This window comes from Methylobacterium sp. ap11 (assembly GCF_900110515.1).
GTDB classification, from domain to species: Bacteria; Pseudomonadota; Alphaproteobacteria; order Rhizobiales; family Beijerinckiaceae; genus Methylobacterium; species Methylobacterium ajmalii.
This window is the reverse complement of sequence record NZ_FOEB01000005.1, coordinates 95,444-110,075: the sequence shown is the minus strand read 5'-3', so window position 1 is coordinate 110,075 and position 14,632 is coordinate 95,444. Positions and strand designations below refer to the sequence as shown.

Annotated in this window: 15 protein-coding genes; 13 read left to right on the top strand and 2 right to left on the bottom strand. The window is 71.7% G+C overall.

All coding sequences use genetic code 11. The features are described 5' to 3' along the window. The first annotated feature begins 23 nt into the window (after positions 1-23). The 6 genes from BMX97_RS08900 to BMX97_RS08875 are packed head-to-tail and all read left to right on the top strand — an operon-like array spanning position 24 to position 6,308. The gene (locus tag BMX97_RS08900) at positions 24-713 is read left to right on the top strand and encodes an SDR family NAD(P)-dependent oxidoreductase (RefSeq protein WP_091748263.1); all 690 of its coding nucleotides are present in this window, start codon (positions 24-26) and stop codon (positions 711-713) included. Between the two features lie 57 nt (positions 714-770). Continuing rightward, positions 771-1,391: a (2Fe-2S)-binding protein gene (locus BMX97_RS08895; RefSeq protein ID WP_063920198.1), complete on the top strand. Its 621-nt coding sequence runs from the start codon at positions 771-773 to the stop codon at positions 1,389-1,391. 11 nt (positions 1,392-1,402) lie between these two features. Then, a complete protein-coding gene (locus BMX97_RS08890; protein WP_091748261.1) occupies positions 1,403-2,410 on the top strand; it encodes an FAD binding domain-containing protein in 1,008 nt (335 codons plus the stop codon). Next, the gene (locus BMX97_RS08885; protein ID WP_091748258.1) at positions 2,407-4,704 is read left to right on the top strand and encodes a xanthine dehydrogenase family protein molybdopterin-binding subunit; all 2,298 of its coding nucleotides are present in this window, start codon (positions 2,407-2,409) and stop codon (positions 4,702-4,704) included. Before BMX97_RS08890 ends, BMX97_RS08885 begins: the two co-directional genes overlap by 4 nt. A 2-nt stretch (positions 4,705-4,706) precedes the next feature. Continuing rightward, on the top strand, positions 4,707-5,480 hold the full coding sequence (locus BMX97_RS08880) for an SDR family NAD(P)-dependent oxidoreductase (protein WP_060851035.1): 774 nt from the start codon (positions 4,707-4,709) through the stop codon (positions 5,478-5,480). Between the two features lie 51 nt (positions 5,481-5,531). Next, positions 5,532-6,308, top strand: coding sequence for an alpha/beta fold hydrolase (locus BMX97_RS08875; protein ID WP_091748255.1), 777 nt, complete (start codon positions 5,532-5,534; stop codon positions 6,306-6,308). 16 nt (positions 6,309-6,324) lie between these two features. On the opposite strand, the gene BMX97_RS08870 is transcribed toward BMX97_RS08875, so the two are convergent. Both BMX97_RS08870 and BMX97_RS08865 read right to left on the bottom strand, forming a co-directional pair. Then, on the bottom strand, positions 6,325-7,416 hold the full coding sequence (locus BMX97_RS08870; protein WP_244538350.1) for an alpha/beta fold hydrolase: 1,092 nt from the start codon (positions 7,414-7,416) through the stop codon (positions 6,325-6,327). Positions 7,417-7,656: 240 nt separating this feature from the next. After that, positions 7,657-8,643, bottom strand: a complete 987-nt coding sequence (locus tag BMX97_RS08865) for a helix-turn-helix transcriptional regulator (protein WP_091748249.1) — start codon at positions 8,641-8,643, stop codon at positions 7,657-7,659. A gap of 171 nt (positions 8,644-8,814) precedes the next feature. Between BMX97_RS08865 and BMX97_RS08860 the strand changes: the two genes are divergently transcribed. From BMX97_RS08860 to BMX97_RS08830, 7 genes are read left to right on the top strand one after another with little or no spacing between them, the layout of a single operon-like run. Continuing rightward, on the top strand, positions 8,815-9,465 hold the full coding sequence (locus tag BMX97_RS08860; RefSeq protein ID WP_060851032.1) for a cytochrome b/b6 domain-containing protein: 651 nt from the start codon (positions 8,815-8,817) through the stop codon (positions 9,463-9,465). Further along, positions 9,462-10,235, top strand: a complete 774-nt coding sequence (locus tag BMX97_RS08855; protein WP_091748247.1) for a molybdopterin-dependent oxidoreductase — start codon at positions 9,462-9,464, stop codon at positions 10,233-10,235. The genes BMX97_RS08860 and BMX97_RS08855 overlap by 4 nt, the downstream gene beginning before the upstream one ends. Beyond that, a complete protein-coding gene (locus BMX97_RS08850; RefSeq protein ID WP_060851030.1) occupies positions 10,232-10,756 on the top strand; it encodes a hypothetical protein in 525 nt (174 codons plus the stop codon). Before BMX97_RS08855 ends, BMX97_RS08850 begins: the two co-directional genes overlap by 4 nt. Before the next feature lie 21 nt (positions 10,757-10,777). Beyond that, positions 10,778-11,515 carry a TIGR04282 family arsenosugar biosynthesis glycosyltransferase gene (locus tag BMX97_RS08845; RefSeq protein WP_091748244.1) on the top strand — a complete coding sequence of 246 codons (738 nt, stop codon included), beginning with the start codon at positions 10,778-10,780 and terminating at the stop codon, positions 11,513-11,515. Beyond that, on the top strand, positions 11,512-12,876 hold the full coding sequence (locus tag BMX97_RS08840) for an MptA/MptB family glycosyltransferase (protein WP_091748241.1): 1,365 nt from the start codon (positions 11,512-11,514) through the stop codon (positions 12,874-12,876). The genes BMX97_RS08845 and BMX97_RS08840 overlap by 4 nt, the downstream gene beginning before the upstream one ends. Beyond that, positions 12,873-13,925, top strand: coding sequence for a radical SAM/SPASM domain-containing protein (locus BMX97_RS08835; protein ID WP_091748238.1), 1,053 nt, complete (start codon positions 12,873-12,875; stop codon positions 13,923-13,925). The genes BMX97_RS08840 and BMX97_RS08835 overlap by 4 nt, the downstream gene beginning before the upstream one ends. 4 nt (positions 13,926-13,929) lie before the next feature. Further along, complete coding sequence (locus tag BMX97_RS08830) at positions 13,930-14,628, top strand: glycosyltransferase family 2 protein (protein ID WP_091748236.1); 699 nt, start codon at positions 13,930-13,932, stop codon at positions 14,626-14,628. The last annotated feature ends 4 nt before the right edge of the window (positions 14,629-14,632 follow it).

Genomic DNA, 14,632 nt, shown 5'->3' with positions numbered 1-14,632 from the left:
GAGCAGATCCGAAGGAGGTTCGCATGACACAGCCTGCCACGGTGCTCGTCGTCGGTGCCTCGCGCGGCCTCGGCCTCGCGCTCGCGGAGGAATGGCTCGGGCGCGGCTGGCACGTGATCGCCACGGCCCGCGGGCGCTCCGCCGGGCTCGATGCGCTGGCCGCCCGCTTTCCCGGCAGCCTCGAGGTCGAGAGCGTCGACATCAACCAGGCCGCCACCGTCGAGGCGCTCCGCCGGCGGCTCGACGGGCGGCGCCTCGACGTTCTGTTCGTCAATGCGGGCATCGCGCGGGCCATCGAGGCGAGCCCGGCCAGCGCGAGCGAGGCGGACTTCCTCGACATGATGCTGACCAACGCGTTCTCGCCCGTGCGCGCGGCCGAACTGTTGCGCGACCTGGTGCCGGCCGGGGGCACCGTCGCGATCATGACCTCGGAACTCGGCAGCATCGCGAACGCCACGGGCGGGTGGCAGCTCTACTCCTCCAGCAAGGCCGCGCTCAACATGCTGATGAAGGGCTACGCGGCCAAGCACGCCGACGGCGGGCATGCGGTGCTGCTGGTCGCCCCGGGCTGGGTGCGGACCGAGATGGGCGGCAGCGATGCGCTGCTCTCGATCGAGGAGAGCATCCCGCGCGTCGTCGACATGATCGAGGCGAACCGGGGCCGCGCGGGCCTGCGCTACGTCGACCGGTTCGGCGCGCAGCTTCCCTGGTGACGGGCGCCCTCGACACGAACCGGCCGCCGATGGCGGCGCCGGCCACGGGAGACGGACATGGCGACCGACACGGCCTCCACACCTGCACCGACCGATCCGCTGGAGCCATCTGCGGTGCCTGGACCGACCTTCGCGGTCCACGATCCCCTCGCCGCCGTGCCGCTGCGGCTGCGCGTCAACGGGGCGGATCGTCCTCTCGTCGTCGAGCCATGGACGACGCTGCTCGACGCCCTGCGCGAGCGGGCCGGCCTCACTGGCACGAAGAAGGGCTGCGATCACGGCGCCTGCGGCGCCTGCACTGTGTTGGTCGACGGACGGCGCGTCCTGGCCTGCCTCACCCTGGCGCTGTCGGTGCGTGACCGGGAGATCACCACGATCGAGGGGCTCGCCGGCGACGACTGCGCCCTTCACCCGATGCAGCGCGCCTTCGCCGAGCACGACGCGCTCCAATGCGGCTACTGCACGCCCGGCCAGGTGATATCGGCCGTGGCGATGCTGGCCGAGGTCGACCAGGGTCGCCCGAGCGCCGCGACTGACCCGACGCGTCGCTTCGCCGGCCGGCCCGATCTCGACGAGCGCGAGATCCGCGAGCGGATGAGCGGCAATCTGTGTCGCTGTGCCGCCTACCAGAACATCGTCGCAGCGATCCGCGCGGTCGCCGCGGCCAGGGACGCCTGAGGAGTATCGTCATGCAGCCCTTCGGCTACGTCGAGCCACGCACGCGCGACGAGGCGCTGCGCCTCGCCCGCGAGCACCCGGACGCGCGCTTCCTCGCAGGCGGCACGACGCTCGTCGACCTGATGAAGTCGGGCGTCATGCAGCCCACCCTCTTGATCGACGTCAACCGCCTGCCCGGCCTGGATGCGATCGGGCTGACGGAGGATGCGCTCGCGATCGGCGCGCTCGCCCGGATGAGCGATGTCGCCAGTCATCCGGGGGTGCGCGAGCAGGCGCCGGGCCTGTCGGAGTCGCTGCTGGTCGCCGCCTCCGGTCAGCTGCGCAACATGGCGTCGATCGGCGGCAACCTCCTCCAGCGCACGCGGTGCGTCTACTTCCGCGACCGGCATTTTCCCTGCAACAAGCGCGTCCCCGGCACCGGGTGCAGCGCGATCGGCGGCGAGAACCGCAACCTGGCGGTGCTCGGCACCTCGGAGCACTGCATCGCGAACTATCCCGGGGACTTCGCCGTCATGCTGGCGGCGCTCGACGGCGTGGTGCACCTCGACGGCCCAAGCGGGGCGCGCAGCGTGGTTGCGGCCGGGTTCCACTACCTCCCGGGCGGGACGCCCGAGATCGAGACGGTGGTCGGTGCGGGCGAGATCGTCACCGGCGTGACGCTGCCGACTGGCCCGTTGAGCCGCTGGTCGCACTACCTGAAGGTGCGGGACCGCAGCTCGTACGAGTATGCCTCGGTCTCGGTCGCCGTCGCCGCCGAGTTCGCCGGCGACGGCACGATCCTGGATGCGCGCCTCGCGCTCGGCGGTCTCGCCGCGGTGCCGTGGCGGGTCGCGCCGGCGGCCGCGCTGCTCGCCGGCCGCCGTCCCGACGACGCGCGGGCGCTCGCCCGCCTCGTAGAGGCGGCGCTCGACGGGGCCCACCCGCAGACCGGCAATGCCTACAAGCTTCCGCAGGCACGGGCGGCCATCGGCCGCGCGCTGCGGACCCTCGCCGATCGCCATGCGGAGGTGCGCACGTGACCCGCGAAGCCCATCCCTTCACCGGCCGTCCGATCCCCCGCACCGAAGCTGGGCTGAAGGTCTCCGGCGCAATCACTTACGCGGGTGACGTCGTCCTGCCCGGCCTGCTCCACGCCGTGCTGGTGCCGAGCCCGATCGCGCGCGGCACGATCCGCTCGGCCGACACAACCGCCGCCGCGGCGGTGCCGGGCGTCGTGAGGGTATTCACGCCCGGAACGATGCCGCGTCTCGTGAGCCCGCCCGAGCAGCCCGATTGGGACATCATGTACGGCTCCGCCTTCGTGCCGATGGCGGACGCGACGATCCACTATGCCGGCCAGCCGATCGGGCTGGTTCTGGCCGAGACCCTCGAAGCGGCCAGGCACGCCGCCGCGATCGTCCGCTACGCGTTCGACGAGGACGGGCCGTGCGTCGGCCTCGAGGGCGACGCCGATCTCTCCGGCGAGGCATGGCACGAGCCCGAGCAGGTCTGGCTCGGCTTCCTCGCCGGCCATCTCCCGGGCGCGGTCAGGCGCGGGGACGCGGCGGCCGCGCTCTCACACGCCGAGGTGACGATCGAAGGCCGCTGGACGCTCGCCTACAACCACCACAACCCGATGGAGCCTGCCGCCTCCGTCGCGGTCTGGGAGGATGGCGACCGGCTGACGCTCTACGAGACGAGCCAGCACGTCGCCAATCACCGCAACGGCCTCGCCAAGGTGCTGGGCCTGCCGCGCGAGAACGTCCGGGTGGTGGCTGCTTACGTCGGCGGCGGCTTCGGCTGCAAGGGACCGGTCTGGTCGCACAGCTGGCTGGCCGCCCTGGCAGCCCGGGAGGTCGGCCGGCCCGTTCGGCTCGTGCTCAGCCGCGCGGAGATGTACACCTCGGTCGGCTTCCGCGAGGAGCAGCGTATCGACCTGGCGCTCGGCGCGACGCGCGATGGGAGACTCGTCGGCGCAGCGGTGACCAAGCTCTCGGCCACCCCCGCCTGGGAGGACTGGGTCGAGCCGAGCTGGTACCCATTCACCTTCCTGTACGACCTGCCGGCTCTGGAGACGCGCTGCCGGCTCAGGCGGGCCAACGTGATGGCGCCCACCTTTATGCGGGCCCCCGGCGAGGCGCCCGGCATGCTGGTGCAGGAATGCGCCTTGAACGAACTCGCGGCCGAGCTCGGTATCGATCCGATCGACCTGCGCCTGCGCAATCACGCGGACGCCTATCCGGTCGACGGCTCGCCCTGGTCGAGCAAGCGGCTCAAGGAGTGCTACCGCGTCGGGGCGGAGCGGTTCGGCTGGCCTCAGCGTCGTCCCGAACCGCGCACGATGCGCGAGGACGGCCTCCTGATCGGCATCGGCATGGCGAGCGCCTCGCACACGGTCTATCGCCAGCCCGCCCGGGCGCGCGTGACGATCACGGCGGGGGGCACCGCGCATGTCGCCGCCAGTGCAACCGATATCGGCACCGGCACCGCGACCTTCATGCGCCAGCTCGCGGCCGACGCCCTCGCGTTGCCGATTGACGCGGTGCGGGCGCTGATCGGCGATACCGGGCTGCCCGAGGCCCCGATGCAGGCGGGCGCCTCCCTGACGGGATCGCTCGCCCCGGCCGTGATGGAGGCGGCGCGCGACCTCACGGCGCGGCTCTTGGGGATGGCCGCCGGCCAGGAGGACGGCCCGTTCCGTGGCCGCGGCACGGACGACCTGAGGCTGGAGGACAACCGCATCGTCGCCCGCGACGGCGCGAGCGAGACGGTGGCGGCGGTGCTGCGTCGTGCGGGCCTGACGGAGCTGTCGTGCGAGGGCCGCTTCGACCCCGGCGGCCCGGGCCAGGTCCGCACAGGCGAGCCCGAGCGCGACGCGCGGGCCGGACCGCGCGGGATGCACAGCTTCGGCGCGATCTTCGCCAGGGTGGCGGTCGATCCCGATCTCGGGATGATCCGCGTGCGGCAGCTCACCGGGGTCTACGCCTGCGGCCGCATCCTCAATCCGAAGCTCTCAGAGAGCCAGCTGATCGGTGGCATCACCTGGGGGATGAGCCAGGCGCTGTTCGAGGCGACCCACATGGACCCGCGCTTCGGCCGCTTCACCAACACGAACCTGGCCGAATACATGATCCCGGTGAACCTCGACGTGCCGGTGATCGACGTCACGTTTCTCGACGACCCCGACCCGTTCATCAACCCGGCCGGGGTGAAGGGCGTCGGCGAGATCGGGATCACCGGGGTCGCCGCGGCCATCTCGGACGCGGTCTGGCACGCGACGGGCAAGCGGCTGCGCTCGACGCCGATCCTCGCCGAAGCACTGCTGGAGGACTGACCGTGGCACGCATCCTCATCACCGGGTCCGCGGACGGGCTCGGCCTCATGGCGGGTCAGCACCTCGCCCGTAGCGGGCACGAGGTCGTGCTGCATGCCCGCAGCGACGCGCGCGGCGAAGCGGCCCGCCGGGCGCTGCCGGAGGCGGCTGGCGTCCTGATCGACGACGTCGTGACGATTGCCGGGATGAGGGCGGTCGCCGCGCAGGCGAACGCGACTGGTCGCTTCGACGCCGTCATCCACAATGTCGGGATCGGCTACCGCGAGCCCCGCCGGATCCCGACCGCGGACGGGCTGTCCCACCTCTTCGCGATCAACGTGCTCGCCCCCTACCTCCTGACTGCCCTGATCGAGCGCCCCGACCGGCTCGTCTACCTGAGCTCCGGCATGCATCCCGGGGGGCGGCCGGACATGGACGACCTTCAATGGGAGCGGCGGCGGTGGAACGGGTCGCAGGCCTACGCCGAGAGCAAGTTTCTCGACGTGGCGCTCGCCTTCGGGGTGGCGCGCCGGTGGCCGGACGTGCGAGCGAACGCGCTCGAGCCGGGATGGGTCCCGACGCGGATGGGGGGTCCGGGCGCACCGGACGACTTGGCCCAGGCCCACCTCACCCAGGCCTGGCTCGCCGTCGCCGACGAGCCCCTCGCCCGCTCGACGGGACGGTACTTCTACCACCGGGCGCTGCGCGAGCCGGACCCGCTCACTCGGGACGAGGCGTGCCAGGACGCGCTCCTGGATGCCTGCGCGCGACTGACGGGTGTACCCTTTCCGCCATGACGATCGGGCCGGCCTCTCGGTCGCCGGAGCCCCCGAACGGAGACGCGCATCATGCCGACACGTCGATCCATGAACCAGGCCCTCGTGGCGGCCGCGGCGGCGCTGCTTCCCGGCACGGCGTCCGCACAGGCGCTGCCCCGGGCCCGCAGCGTCGTGCTCGTGCACGGGCTGTTCGCCGACGGCTCGTGCTGGTCGGAGGTGATCCCGAGGCTGCAGGCGGCCGGCCTCGACGCTACCTCCGTGCAGAACCCGCTGACCACGCTGGAGGAGGCGGTCGCCTCCGCTCGGCGCGTGCTGGCCCGGCAGGAGGGGCCGACCGTTCTGGTCGGGCACTCGTTCTCGGGCATGATCGTGACCGAGGTCGGCGCCGACCCGAAGGTCGGCGCGCTCGTCTACGTCGCCGCCCGGGCCCCGGACGCGGGCGAGGACTACGCCGCACTCGCCGGGACCTTCCCGACGCCGCCGGCCTCGGCCGGGATCGTGTACGACGGCGACGAGGGCCGGCTGACCGAGGCGGCTTTCCTGCGGGACTTCGCGGGCGACCTGCCCCCGGACAGGGCCAGGGTGCTGTTCGCGGTCCAGCAGCCGTTCCGGAAGGCGCTGCTGACCGGCCGGACGACCCGGGCGGCCTGGCGGTCGAAGCCGAGCTTCTACGCCGTCTCGACCGAGGACCGGACGATCGACCCGGACCTCGAACGGTTCATGGCCAAGCGCATGAACGCGAAGACGGTGGAGCTGAAGGCGAGCCACCTGTCCCTGATCTCGCAACCGCAGGCCGTGGCGGACCTCATCCTCGAGGCCGCCGGCCGGAAGCCGGGGCGACCGTGAGGCGCAAGGGTACCCCTCAGGGCAAGCCTGAACCCGGGTCCTGCGTGAAGCGGATGACCGCGTCCGCGAAGGCATCCGGCTCCTCGAGATGGGCGAAATGGCCGCTGCTCCCGAAGGTGACGAGCCGGGCATGGGGAAGCGTCCCGGCCAGGATCGCCGCGTGCCGCGGTCCCAGGATGAAATCGGCGGCTCCCGCCAGGACGAGGGTGGGAACTGCGAGGCCCGGCAAGGCGTCGCGAACGTCGAAGGGCGTTCGATCGCCGACCAGCATCGTCGCGCAAAGCTGCGATCTCAGTACGTCGAGGACGTCCCTGCATCGCCGGTGATCCGAGACGTAGGCCGGCAGGAGGCCGCGCAGAACCGCCGTATAATCCTCGTCGCTGCGGATTTCGGGCAGTGCCGCCCAGGCCTTCCGGACCTCCTCCGCCTCGCGGGTTCCGACGTTTCTGTCGACGAACCGGTCGATCTCGGCGCTCGCAGCCGCCATGAAATCGCCTCCGGTCCAGGCCGCGCCGGCATGCAGGATGAGGCCGCTCGTCGCCCCCGGCCGCTTCAGGGCGGCCTGCAGGACGACGAAGGCCCCGTGGGAATGACCGAGAAGGAAGGGGGTGTCGAGACCGGTCGCTTCTACGAAGGCCAGCACCTGATCGGCGAACCGGTCGACGGTGTAGCCCATCGGATGCGACGGAAGGCGCCCCGACGCTCCGGTCCCGATGGGATCGAGATACACCATCGTCAGATGCCGTTCGAGGAGCGGCATCCGCAGGTAGCCGGCGTCGATGCCGGGGCCTCCCGCATGCACGATGCAGCAGGGCCCTTGTCCTGCGACCCGAACCTGCTGCCTCACGCCATCGATGACGAGGCTGTGCGCGCCAGCTGCGAGGGGAGCGGATGCGTGCGGGTGGGGCATGGAACATCCCTTTGCAGGTCGGATGGAGAGACTGCACGACCCACGCGGACGCGCATGATGGGGAGCGGCCCGGCCGTACCCGCGCCCGGCTGCGGGAAGGACCGCCCTCGCGGATTGATGCGGGCCGCCGTCACCGAACAGGAGCGCGGGCTCCTCCGTCGGGATGCTATCCCCAAAGTGGATCGTTCGGCGATACAAGCATTCACGGTTCTCCAGAATGCAATATCCCCTGCATCCGGGCGATGCATGCGCCGGATGTGATTGCATATAGTCCGATATATGAGCCTAGTGCGCCTCATCCACTCCGCCGCACCAGATTTGAACGATAGCGCACGTCGACCGGCTTTTGCGGGTGCGGCGCATTTGCGACAGTGACCTGGGATGACGACAGCGATGCCTTCGATGCTCACACCAGGTCCGGCGCTTTTGCTGCCGCCCCTACTCCTCGCCGGCAACCCTCCCCGCGACGCCGGATCCTGCGTCCGGCAGCTGGTCCGGGGTGGCGGCCAGGGGGTCGGCGCGGTGGCGGTACGTGCTCGGATCGCAGCCATAGGCCGCCTTGAAGGCGTGCGAGAAGTAGCTGCGGCTGGCGTAGCCGACGCTCTCGGCGATGACCTTCACCGGCATCGGAGACGTCGTCAGCAGCTTGGCGGCCAGCTGCAAGCGGGCCCGCTGCAGGAACTCGATCGGCCCCTCGTCGAAGGTGGCGGAGAAGCGCTCGGCGAAGCCGGTCCGGCTCAAGCCGCAGAGCGCGGCGAGGCTGTCGACGGTGTGCGGCGCGCCGGGCGCGTCGAGGATCGCCGCGATGGCGGGCACCAGCCGGGGATCGCGCAGGGCCTCGAAGATCGGCGACCGGGTCCCCTTCTCCTCCAGGTGGACGCGGAGCAGGATCGCCAGGCACTGCTTCATCAGCGCGCTGGTCACCTCCTGCGTGCCGAGGCCGGGCCGGACCAGTTCCTCGATCATGAACGCGAAGGCGTGGCGCAGGCGGGCGTCGGCCGACAGGTCCTCCGCCAGCGCGCCATGCAGGCGGTCGAACAGGCCGAGTGCGCCGGCATATCTCGCCGAGATCGACCCGCAGGCCAGGAGGATGTCCCGGCTCCCGTCCCCCGCCGTATACGCGACGAGGCCGTTGGGAAGGAGCCGGCGCACCTCGCCGCTCGTCACCGTGCCGGCCGCGTCCACGGACCCGATCGAGTAATCGACGTCCCGGGGCAGGATGATCATGCTGTTTGGGCCGAAGAGCAGCGGGGGCTGATCCGCGACCACGACCGAGCCGGAGCCCGCCAGGACGTAGTGGACGAGGAGCGCGTCGGCCAGGGCGCTCTTCGCCAGCCGCCAGCCGGTCTGGATCTCGCAGAACGCGAAGGCGTGGACCTGCACGGACAGGGTGGGCAACAGGCTGGCGAGCACGGTGCAAGTCATGTGGCCTCCATGGATCGCTCGTCGTTACGCATTCGTGATGAATGACAATCAATATGACGTCGAGCAAGATATTTTATTAGTATATACGCACAAAAATCCGTGATTTGCTCGATATAAACATCGATGCATCTTTGCGTGTCAACGCGCCGACTTGAGGAAAAGCTTCGCATCATGAGACCGCATCCTGACAGCGCCGGGCGCCGGCTGCACCCTTTGCCGGTGCGCATCATGCACTGGACCAATGCACTGGCGATGGTCGTGCTGATTGGCTCCGGCTGGGGCATCTACGACGACTCCGTCATCATCCACGGGATCTACTTTCCCAAGGCGTTCCGGATCGGGTCCTGGGCGGCCGAGAGCCTGCTCTGGCATTTCGCCGCCATGTGGCTGCTCGTCGCCAACGGCGCCGCCTACCTGGCCTACGGGATCGCGACCGGGCGCCTGCGCGAGCGCCTGCTGCCGATCCGCCTCCGCGACATCGGGCAGACCCTGCGCGACACGCTCAAGCTCAAGCTCGCCCACGAGGATCTGACGACCTACAACGCCGTCCAGAAGATCCTCTACATCGTGGCGATCCTGGCCGGCGTCAGTCAGGTCGTCAGCGGCCTGGCGATCTGGAAGCCGGTGCAGCTCTCCGGCCTCGTCGCGCTGCTCGGCGGGTTCCAGGGCGCGCGCCTCGTCCACTTCGCCGGCATGGGCGTCCTCGCCGGCTTTCTCCTCGTCCACGTCGCACTCGCCCTGCTCGTGCCGCGGACGCTGCGGGCGATGCTGACCGGCGGCCCCGTCCTGCCTCCCGCCGCGGCGACGGAGTGCGCCCGATGAGATCCCCCTTCCGCCCCCTCACGGTGCCGGATCCCGGCATCCTCGACGACCATCGCCCGCTCCTGCGGCGGATCGAGCGCCGCGGCTTCCTGCGCGGCGGCCTGTCGCTCGGCGCGCTCACGATGCTGACCGGCTGCGACGTGAGCGATTCGAGCGCGGTCGGCCGGGCGTTGCGCGCCGTCTCCGACCTCAACGACGGCGTCCAGGCCGCCCTTTTCGATCCGCTGAAGCTCGCGCCCGAATACCCGGCGTCGATGGTGCTGAAGCCGCCGCGCTTCAACGCCTATTACGACGTCGAGGAGGTGAAGCCGGTCGACGGCGACGCGTGGCGGCTCGAACTCGGCGGGCTGATCGCCGACAAGCGGCCCTGGACGCGGCGCCAGATCGCGGAGCTGCCCGAGCGCGAGACCATCATCCGTCACGTCTGCGTCGAGGGCTGGGACTATATCGGCCAGTGGTCGGGCGTGCCGCTGCGCACCTTCCTCGAACGGGTTGGGGCCGACCTGACCGCCAAGTACGTCGCCTTCAAGACGGCGGACGACTACCCGAGCAGCATCGACATGGCGAGCGCGCTGCATCCCCAGACGCTGCTCGCCACCAGGTACGCCGGGGAGAGCTTGCCCGACCCCTACGGCTATCCGCTGCGGCTGCGCACGGCGGTCAAGCTCGGCTTCAAGAATCCTAAATGGATCACCGCCATCGAGGTCACCAATACCTATCCGGGCGGGTACTGGGAGAGCCGGGGCTTCAACTGGTTTTCCGGGCTATGAGCGCCCGCACGGCCAGCGGCCTCGCCGCCTGCCTCACCCTGGCGCTGTCCGTCGCGGCGCAGGCGCAGACGGCGGGCCCGTCGCCGGCCCCCGGCCATATGCCGGTGCCCGGCATGACCGTCCCCGACATGGCGGCGCGGGCGGCGCGCCGCTTTCCCCAGCCGGTGCGCGTCGGCGACCTCGCCGGCCGTCTGCTGCTCCAGCCGGAGGAATCGCAGCCCGTCCTCGGCCGGGTGACGGGGCTCGTGCGCCGCGGCGACGGGGCGCTCGAGGTCGTCGTGCGCCTCGACGGGGCGTGGGGGCTGGGATGGCTCGGCCTGCAGCGGATCGAGTGGAGCGGGTTCGGGCCCCGCCTGGTGGCGGTGCCGGTCGAGGCGGTGGCGCTGCTCGGCGAGCACGTCGCCCTGATGGGCCTGACGCCCGAGCGCCTGCGCGCCCTGCCGAGCCTCGCACCAGACTCCGTCGCCGAGATCCCGCCGGACGCGACGATCCGCGTCGGGATCGTCCGGCCCTTCCACTGAGCAAGCGCGGGATTCTCGCCCATGACACGACGACCGGGCCTCGAAGCGGCCGCGACCTGCGCGATCGGCGTGATGGCGAAAGCCCCGCAGAGCGGCCGCGCCAAGACGCGGCTGTGCCCGCCGCTGACCGCGGACGAGGCCGCGTCCTTGAGCGCCGCCTTCCTGCGCGACACGACCGACACCCTCGCGCGGGCGGCGCGATCCGCCCCGATCGTTCCTTACGCGGCCTACGCCCCGCCGGGTACCAAGGGACTGGTCGCTCCCCACCTCGCGCCCGGGACCGCCCTCGTGCTGGCGGACGGCACCGCGCCGGCTCCGGCGGCGGTGGCGGGCTTCGGCCGCTGCCTGCTGCAGGCCGTCCAGGGCATGCTCGATCGCGGCCACGCGGCGGCCTGCGTGCTCAGCGCCGACGTTCCGACCCTGCCGACGCGGCGCCTAATCGAGGCGGCCCGGACCCTGCTCGCCCCGGGCGACCGGGGCGTGCTCGGCGCCTGCGACGACGGCGGCTACTACCTTCTCGGCCTCAAGCGGGCCCATGCTCACCTGTTCGCCAACATCGCCTGGAGCACCGCGTCCGTCGCCGACGCGACCCGGGCGAGGGCCCGCGAGATCGGCCTCGACCTCGTCGAGCTGGAGCCGTGGTACGATGTCGACGACGCGGCCTCGCTCGCGCGGCTCGCCGCCGAGACAGCCGGCTCCCCGGCGCCGGTGACCCGCGCCGCCCTGGCGCGCCTCGCCCGCGAGGCCGTGCCGGCATGATCCGGATCCTCGCCGGCCCGAGCCGCCGGCTCGCGGCGCTGGGAATCCTGCTCGCCGGCATCAATCTCGGCGCGCTCGCCCTCCATGTCCCGGGCGCCGACACCGTCGGCTCGCCGGCCCGCGCCAACGCCTTCGTCGCCGTGGTGACTGTCGGTCTCGCCGTTTACCTCCTCGCCGTGCGCCTGGTGCTGCGCGAGCGGCTGCCCCGTGCGGCCGTGTGGATGATCCTCGGCCTCGCCGTGGCGATGCGCGCCGCGCTCGTGCCGGCGCCGCCGTTCCTGTCGAGCGACATCTACCGCTACGTCTGGGACGGGCAGGTTCAGGCCGCCGGGATCAACCCGTACCGCTACATCCCGGCCGATCCGGCTCTGGAGCCCTTACGCGATCCGGCGATCTACCCGCTGATCAACCGCAAGGACTACGCCCACACGATCTACCCGCCCGCCGCGCAAGGCGTCTTCGCCGCCGTCGGCCAGGTCTCGCGCGGGGTCACCGGGATGAAGCTCGCAATGCTGGGCTTCGAGGCGATGGGCGTGCTGGCGATGCTCGCCGTGCTGCGCCGCGCCGGCCTGCCGCTGGAGCGCATCCTGATCTACGCCTGGAACCCGCTCGCCCTGTGGTCCTTCGCCTGCGACGGGCACGTCGACGCCGTGGCGGTCGGGCTCCTCGGGGTGGCGCTGCTCGCGCGCACCCGCCGCCGCGACGGGCTCGCGGGCGCCCTTCTGGCTGCGGCGGCGCTGGTGAAGGTGCTGCCCCTCGCGGTCGCCCCCGCCTTCGTGCGCGGCGGCCGGCTGTGGCGGCCGGTGCTCGCCGGGATCGCGGTCATCATCGTCCTCTACCTGCCCTATCTCGGCGTCGGCCGGGGCGTGCTCGGCTTTGCCGGGTCCTACGGGACGGAAGAAGGCTACGACACCGGCGCGGGCTACTGGCTGCTCGCCGGGCTCGGCCATCTCGGCTTCAGCCCCCCGGGCCTCGTGCGGGCCTACCTCCTGTGCGCCGGCCTGGCGCTCGCCGCCCTCGCGCTTCGGATCGCCTTCGGGCGGAACGACAGGCCCGGCACGGCCGACGCCGTCGCCCTGTGCCGCGACGCCGGGATCCTGGCGGCGCTGGCGACCTGCGCGGCGAGCCCGCACTACGCCTGGTACTACCCCTGGCTGACGCTGCCCGCGGTCGTCGCGCCGCTTCCGGCGGTGATCTGGCTCGGCGCGGCGCCCCTGCTGCTGCTGATCGACCCGTTCGACGACCGCTTCCTCTGGCCGGCGCTGGTCTTCGTGCCGGGCCTCGTCCTGGCCGCCCGCGCGGCGTGGCAGGCCCGCAGGCCGCGCCCGGCCGCCCTCCTCCCCCAAGGAACCGCTCGATGACCGTCTCCGCCGCCCTGAAGGATCCGCGCCGCTACTTCGAGGAGATCGGCGCTGCGCGTACAGCGGAGGCCGTCGCGCCGCCGGTCTGCCTCTACCTGGAGGTCACGAACCGCTGCAACCTCCTTTGCGAGACCTGCCCGCGCACCTTCGAGACCCTGGAACCCCCGGCCGACATGAGCTGGGAGCTGTTCACCCAGATCGTCGAGCAGGTGCCGAACATCGCCCGGGTCGTGCTCCACGGCGTCGGCGAGCCGATGCTGGTGCCGGCGCTGCCGCGCATGATCCGGTACCTGAAGGACCGCGGCACCTACGTGCTGTTCAACACCAACGGCACCCTGCTGCAGCCGAAGCGGTTCGGGGCGCTGATCGAGACCGGGCTCGACGAGCTGCGCGTCTCCCTCGATGCCGCCGACCGGGCTTCGTACCTCAGGGTGCGCGGCAAGGACTTCTTCGACCGCATCGTGCGCGACGTCGGACAGTTCATCGCCTACCAGAAGGCGACCGGCGCCACGACGCCCCGCGTGTCGCTCTGGCTCACCGGCCTCAAGGAAACCGTCGACCAGCTGCCGGCCTTCGTGCGGCTGGCCGCCGCGATGGGCGTGACCGAGGTGCACCTCCAGCGCCTGGTCTTCGACGAAGCGGGCTACGGCATGGCCCGGGCCGACCTGTCGCTGTTCGAGAGCGCGCGGTCCGAGGAGAGTGCGTCCATCGCCGAGGCGGAGGCGCTCGGCCGCTCGCTAGGGGTGACGCTCGACGCCTCGGGGGCGACCGAGCCCGGGATCAGCCTCAGGAAGCAGGACGACCGGGCCTGGGCGACCTGCCGCCGGCCGTGGTCGCTGATGTATTTCACGGCCCATGGCCGGGCGCTGCCCTGCTGCATCGCGCCGTTCTCCGTGCGCGGCTACTCGCACTACACGCTCGGCGACGCCACCCAGGCCACGCTCCGGGAGATCTGGAACGGCGAGGCCTATCGCGACTTCCGTGCGGCGCTCCTCTCCGACGCGCCTCCAAGCCCGTGCCGCAACTGCGGCCTGCGCTGGAGCCTGTGAGCCGATGCACCCGGTCAGCATCGTCATCCCGACCCTGAACGAGGCCGAGGCGATCGGCGCGGTGATCCGCGAGATCCCGCTGCCTTACTCTGGAGACGTGATCGTGGCGGATGGCGGCTCGACGGACGGCACCCGGGAGGTCGCCCAGGCCGCGGGCGCCCGGGTGATCGAGGCCGGCCGGGGCTACGGCCGGGCCTGCGCGGCGGGAGCGGAGGCGGCCGATCCCGGAAGCCGCGTCATCGTCTTCCTCGACGGCGACGGGGCCGACCGGGCGGACCTGATCGAGGCGATTGCCGGCCCGATGCTCGCCGGCGCCCAGGACCTCGTCCTCGCCTCCCGGACCCTCGGCCAGCGCGAGCCCGGCGCAATGCTCTGGCACCAGGTGCTCGCCGGGCGGCTCGCTGGACTCGGCATCGGCCTGCGCTACGGCGTGCACTATACCGATATGTGCGCCTTCCGGGCCATCGACCGCGCCGCGCTCCGGGCCTTGTGCCTGCGTGAGACGACCTACGGCTGGAACATCGAGATGCAGTTGCAGGCCGCTCGCGCGGGTTTGCGCGTGCTGGAGGTGCCGATGCCCTACCGGCGACGGATCGGAGGCGCATCGAAGGTCGCCGGTTCGGTGTCCGGGACGCTGCGGGCCTCGGCGCGCATCGGCGCGACCTACCTGCGCATCGCCGCCCGTCCGGCGCCGCGCGCGTGAGGAT

Bases quoted from the DNA above. Each gene is read 5' to 3' on its own strand.
- BMX97_RS08840 (WP_091748241.1), top strand. From the start codon at position 11,512: ATGATCCGGATCCTCGCCGGCCCGAGCCGCCGGCTCGCGGCGCTGGGA.
- BMX97_RS08845 (WP_091748244.1), top strand. From the start codon at position 10,778: ATGACACGACGACCGGGCCTCGAAGCGGCCGCGACCTGCGCGATCGGC.
- BMX97_RS08835 (WP_091748238.1), top strand. From the start codon at position 12,873: ATGACCGTCTCCGCCGCCCTGAAGGATCCGCGCCGCTACTTCGAGGAG.
- BMX97_RS08865 (WP_091748249.1), bottom strand. From the start codon at position 8,643: ATGACTTGCACCGTGCTCGCCAGCCTGTTGCCCACCCTGTCCGTGCAG.
- BMX97_RS08855 (WP_091748247.1), top strand. From the start codon at position 9,462: ATGAGATCCCCCTTCCGCCCCCTCACGGTGCCGGATCCCGGCATCCTC.
- BMX97_RS08860 (WP_060851032.1), top strand. From the start codon at position 8,815: ATGAGACCGCATCCTGACAGCGCCGGGCGCCGGCTGCACCCTTTGCCG.
- BMX97_RS08875 (WP_091748255.1), top strand. From the start codon at position 5,532: ATGCCGACACGTCGATCCATGAACCAGGCCCTCGTGGCGGCCGCGGCG.
- BMX97_RS08830 (WP_091748236.1), top strand. From the start codon at position 13,930: ATGCACCCGGTCAGCATCGTCATCCCGACCCTGAACGAGGCCGAGGCG.
- BMX97_RS08895 (WP_063920198.1), top strand. From the start codon at position 771: ATGGCGACCGACACGGCCTCCACACCTGCACCGACCGATCCGCTGGAG.
- BMX97_RS08900 (WP_091748263.1), top strand. From the start codon at position 24: ATGACACAGCCTGCCACGGTGCTCGTCGTCGGTGCCTCGCGCGGCCTC.
- BMX97_RS08850 (WP_060851030.1), top strand. From the start codon at position 10,232: ATGAGCGCCCGCACGGCCAGCGGCCTCGCCGCCTGCCTCACCCTGGCG.
- BMX97_RS08890 (WP_091748261.1), top strand. From the start codon at position 1,403: ATGCAGCCCTTCGGCTACGTCGAGCCACGCACGCGCGACGAGGCGCTG.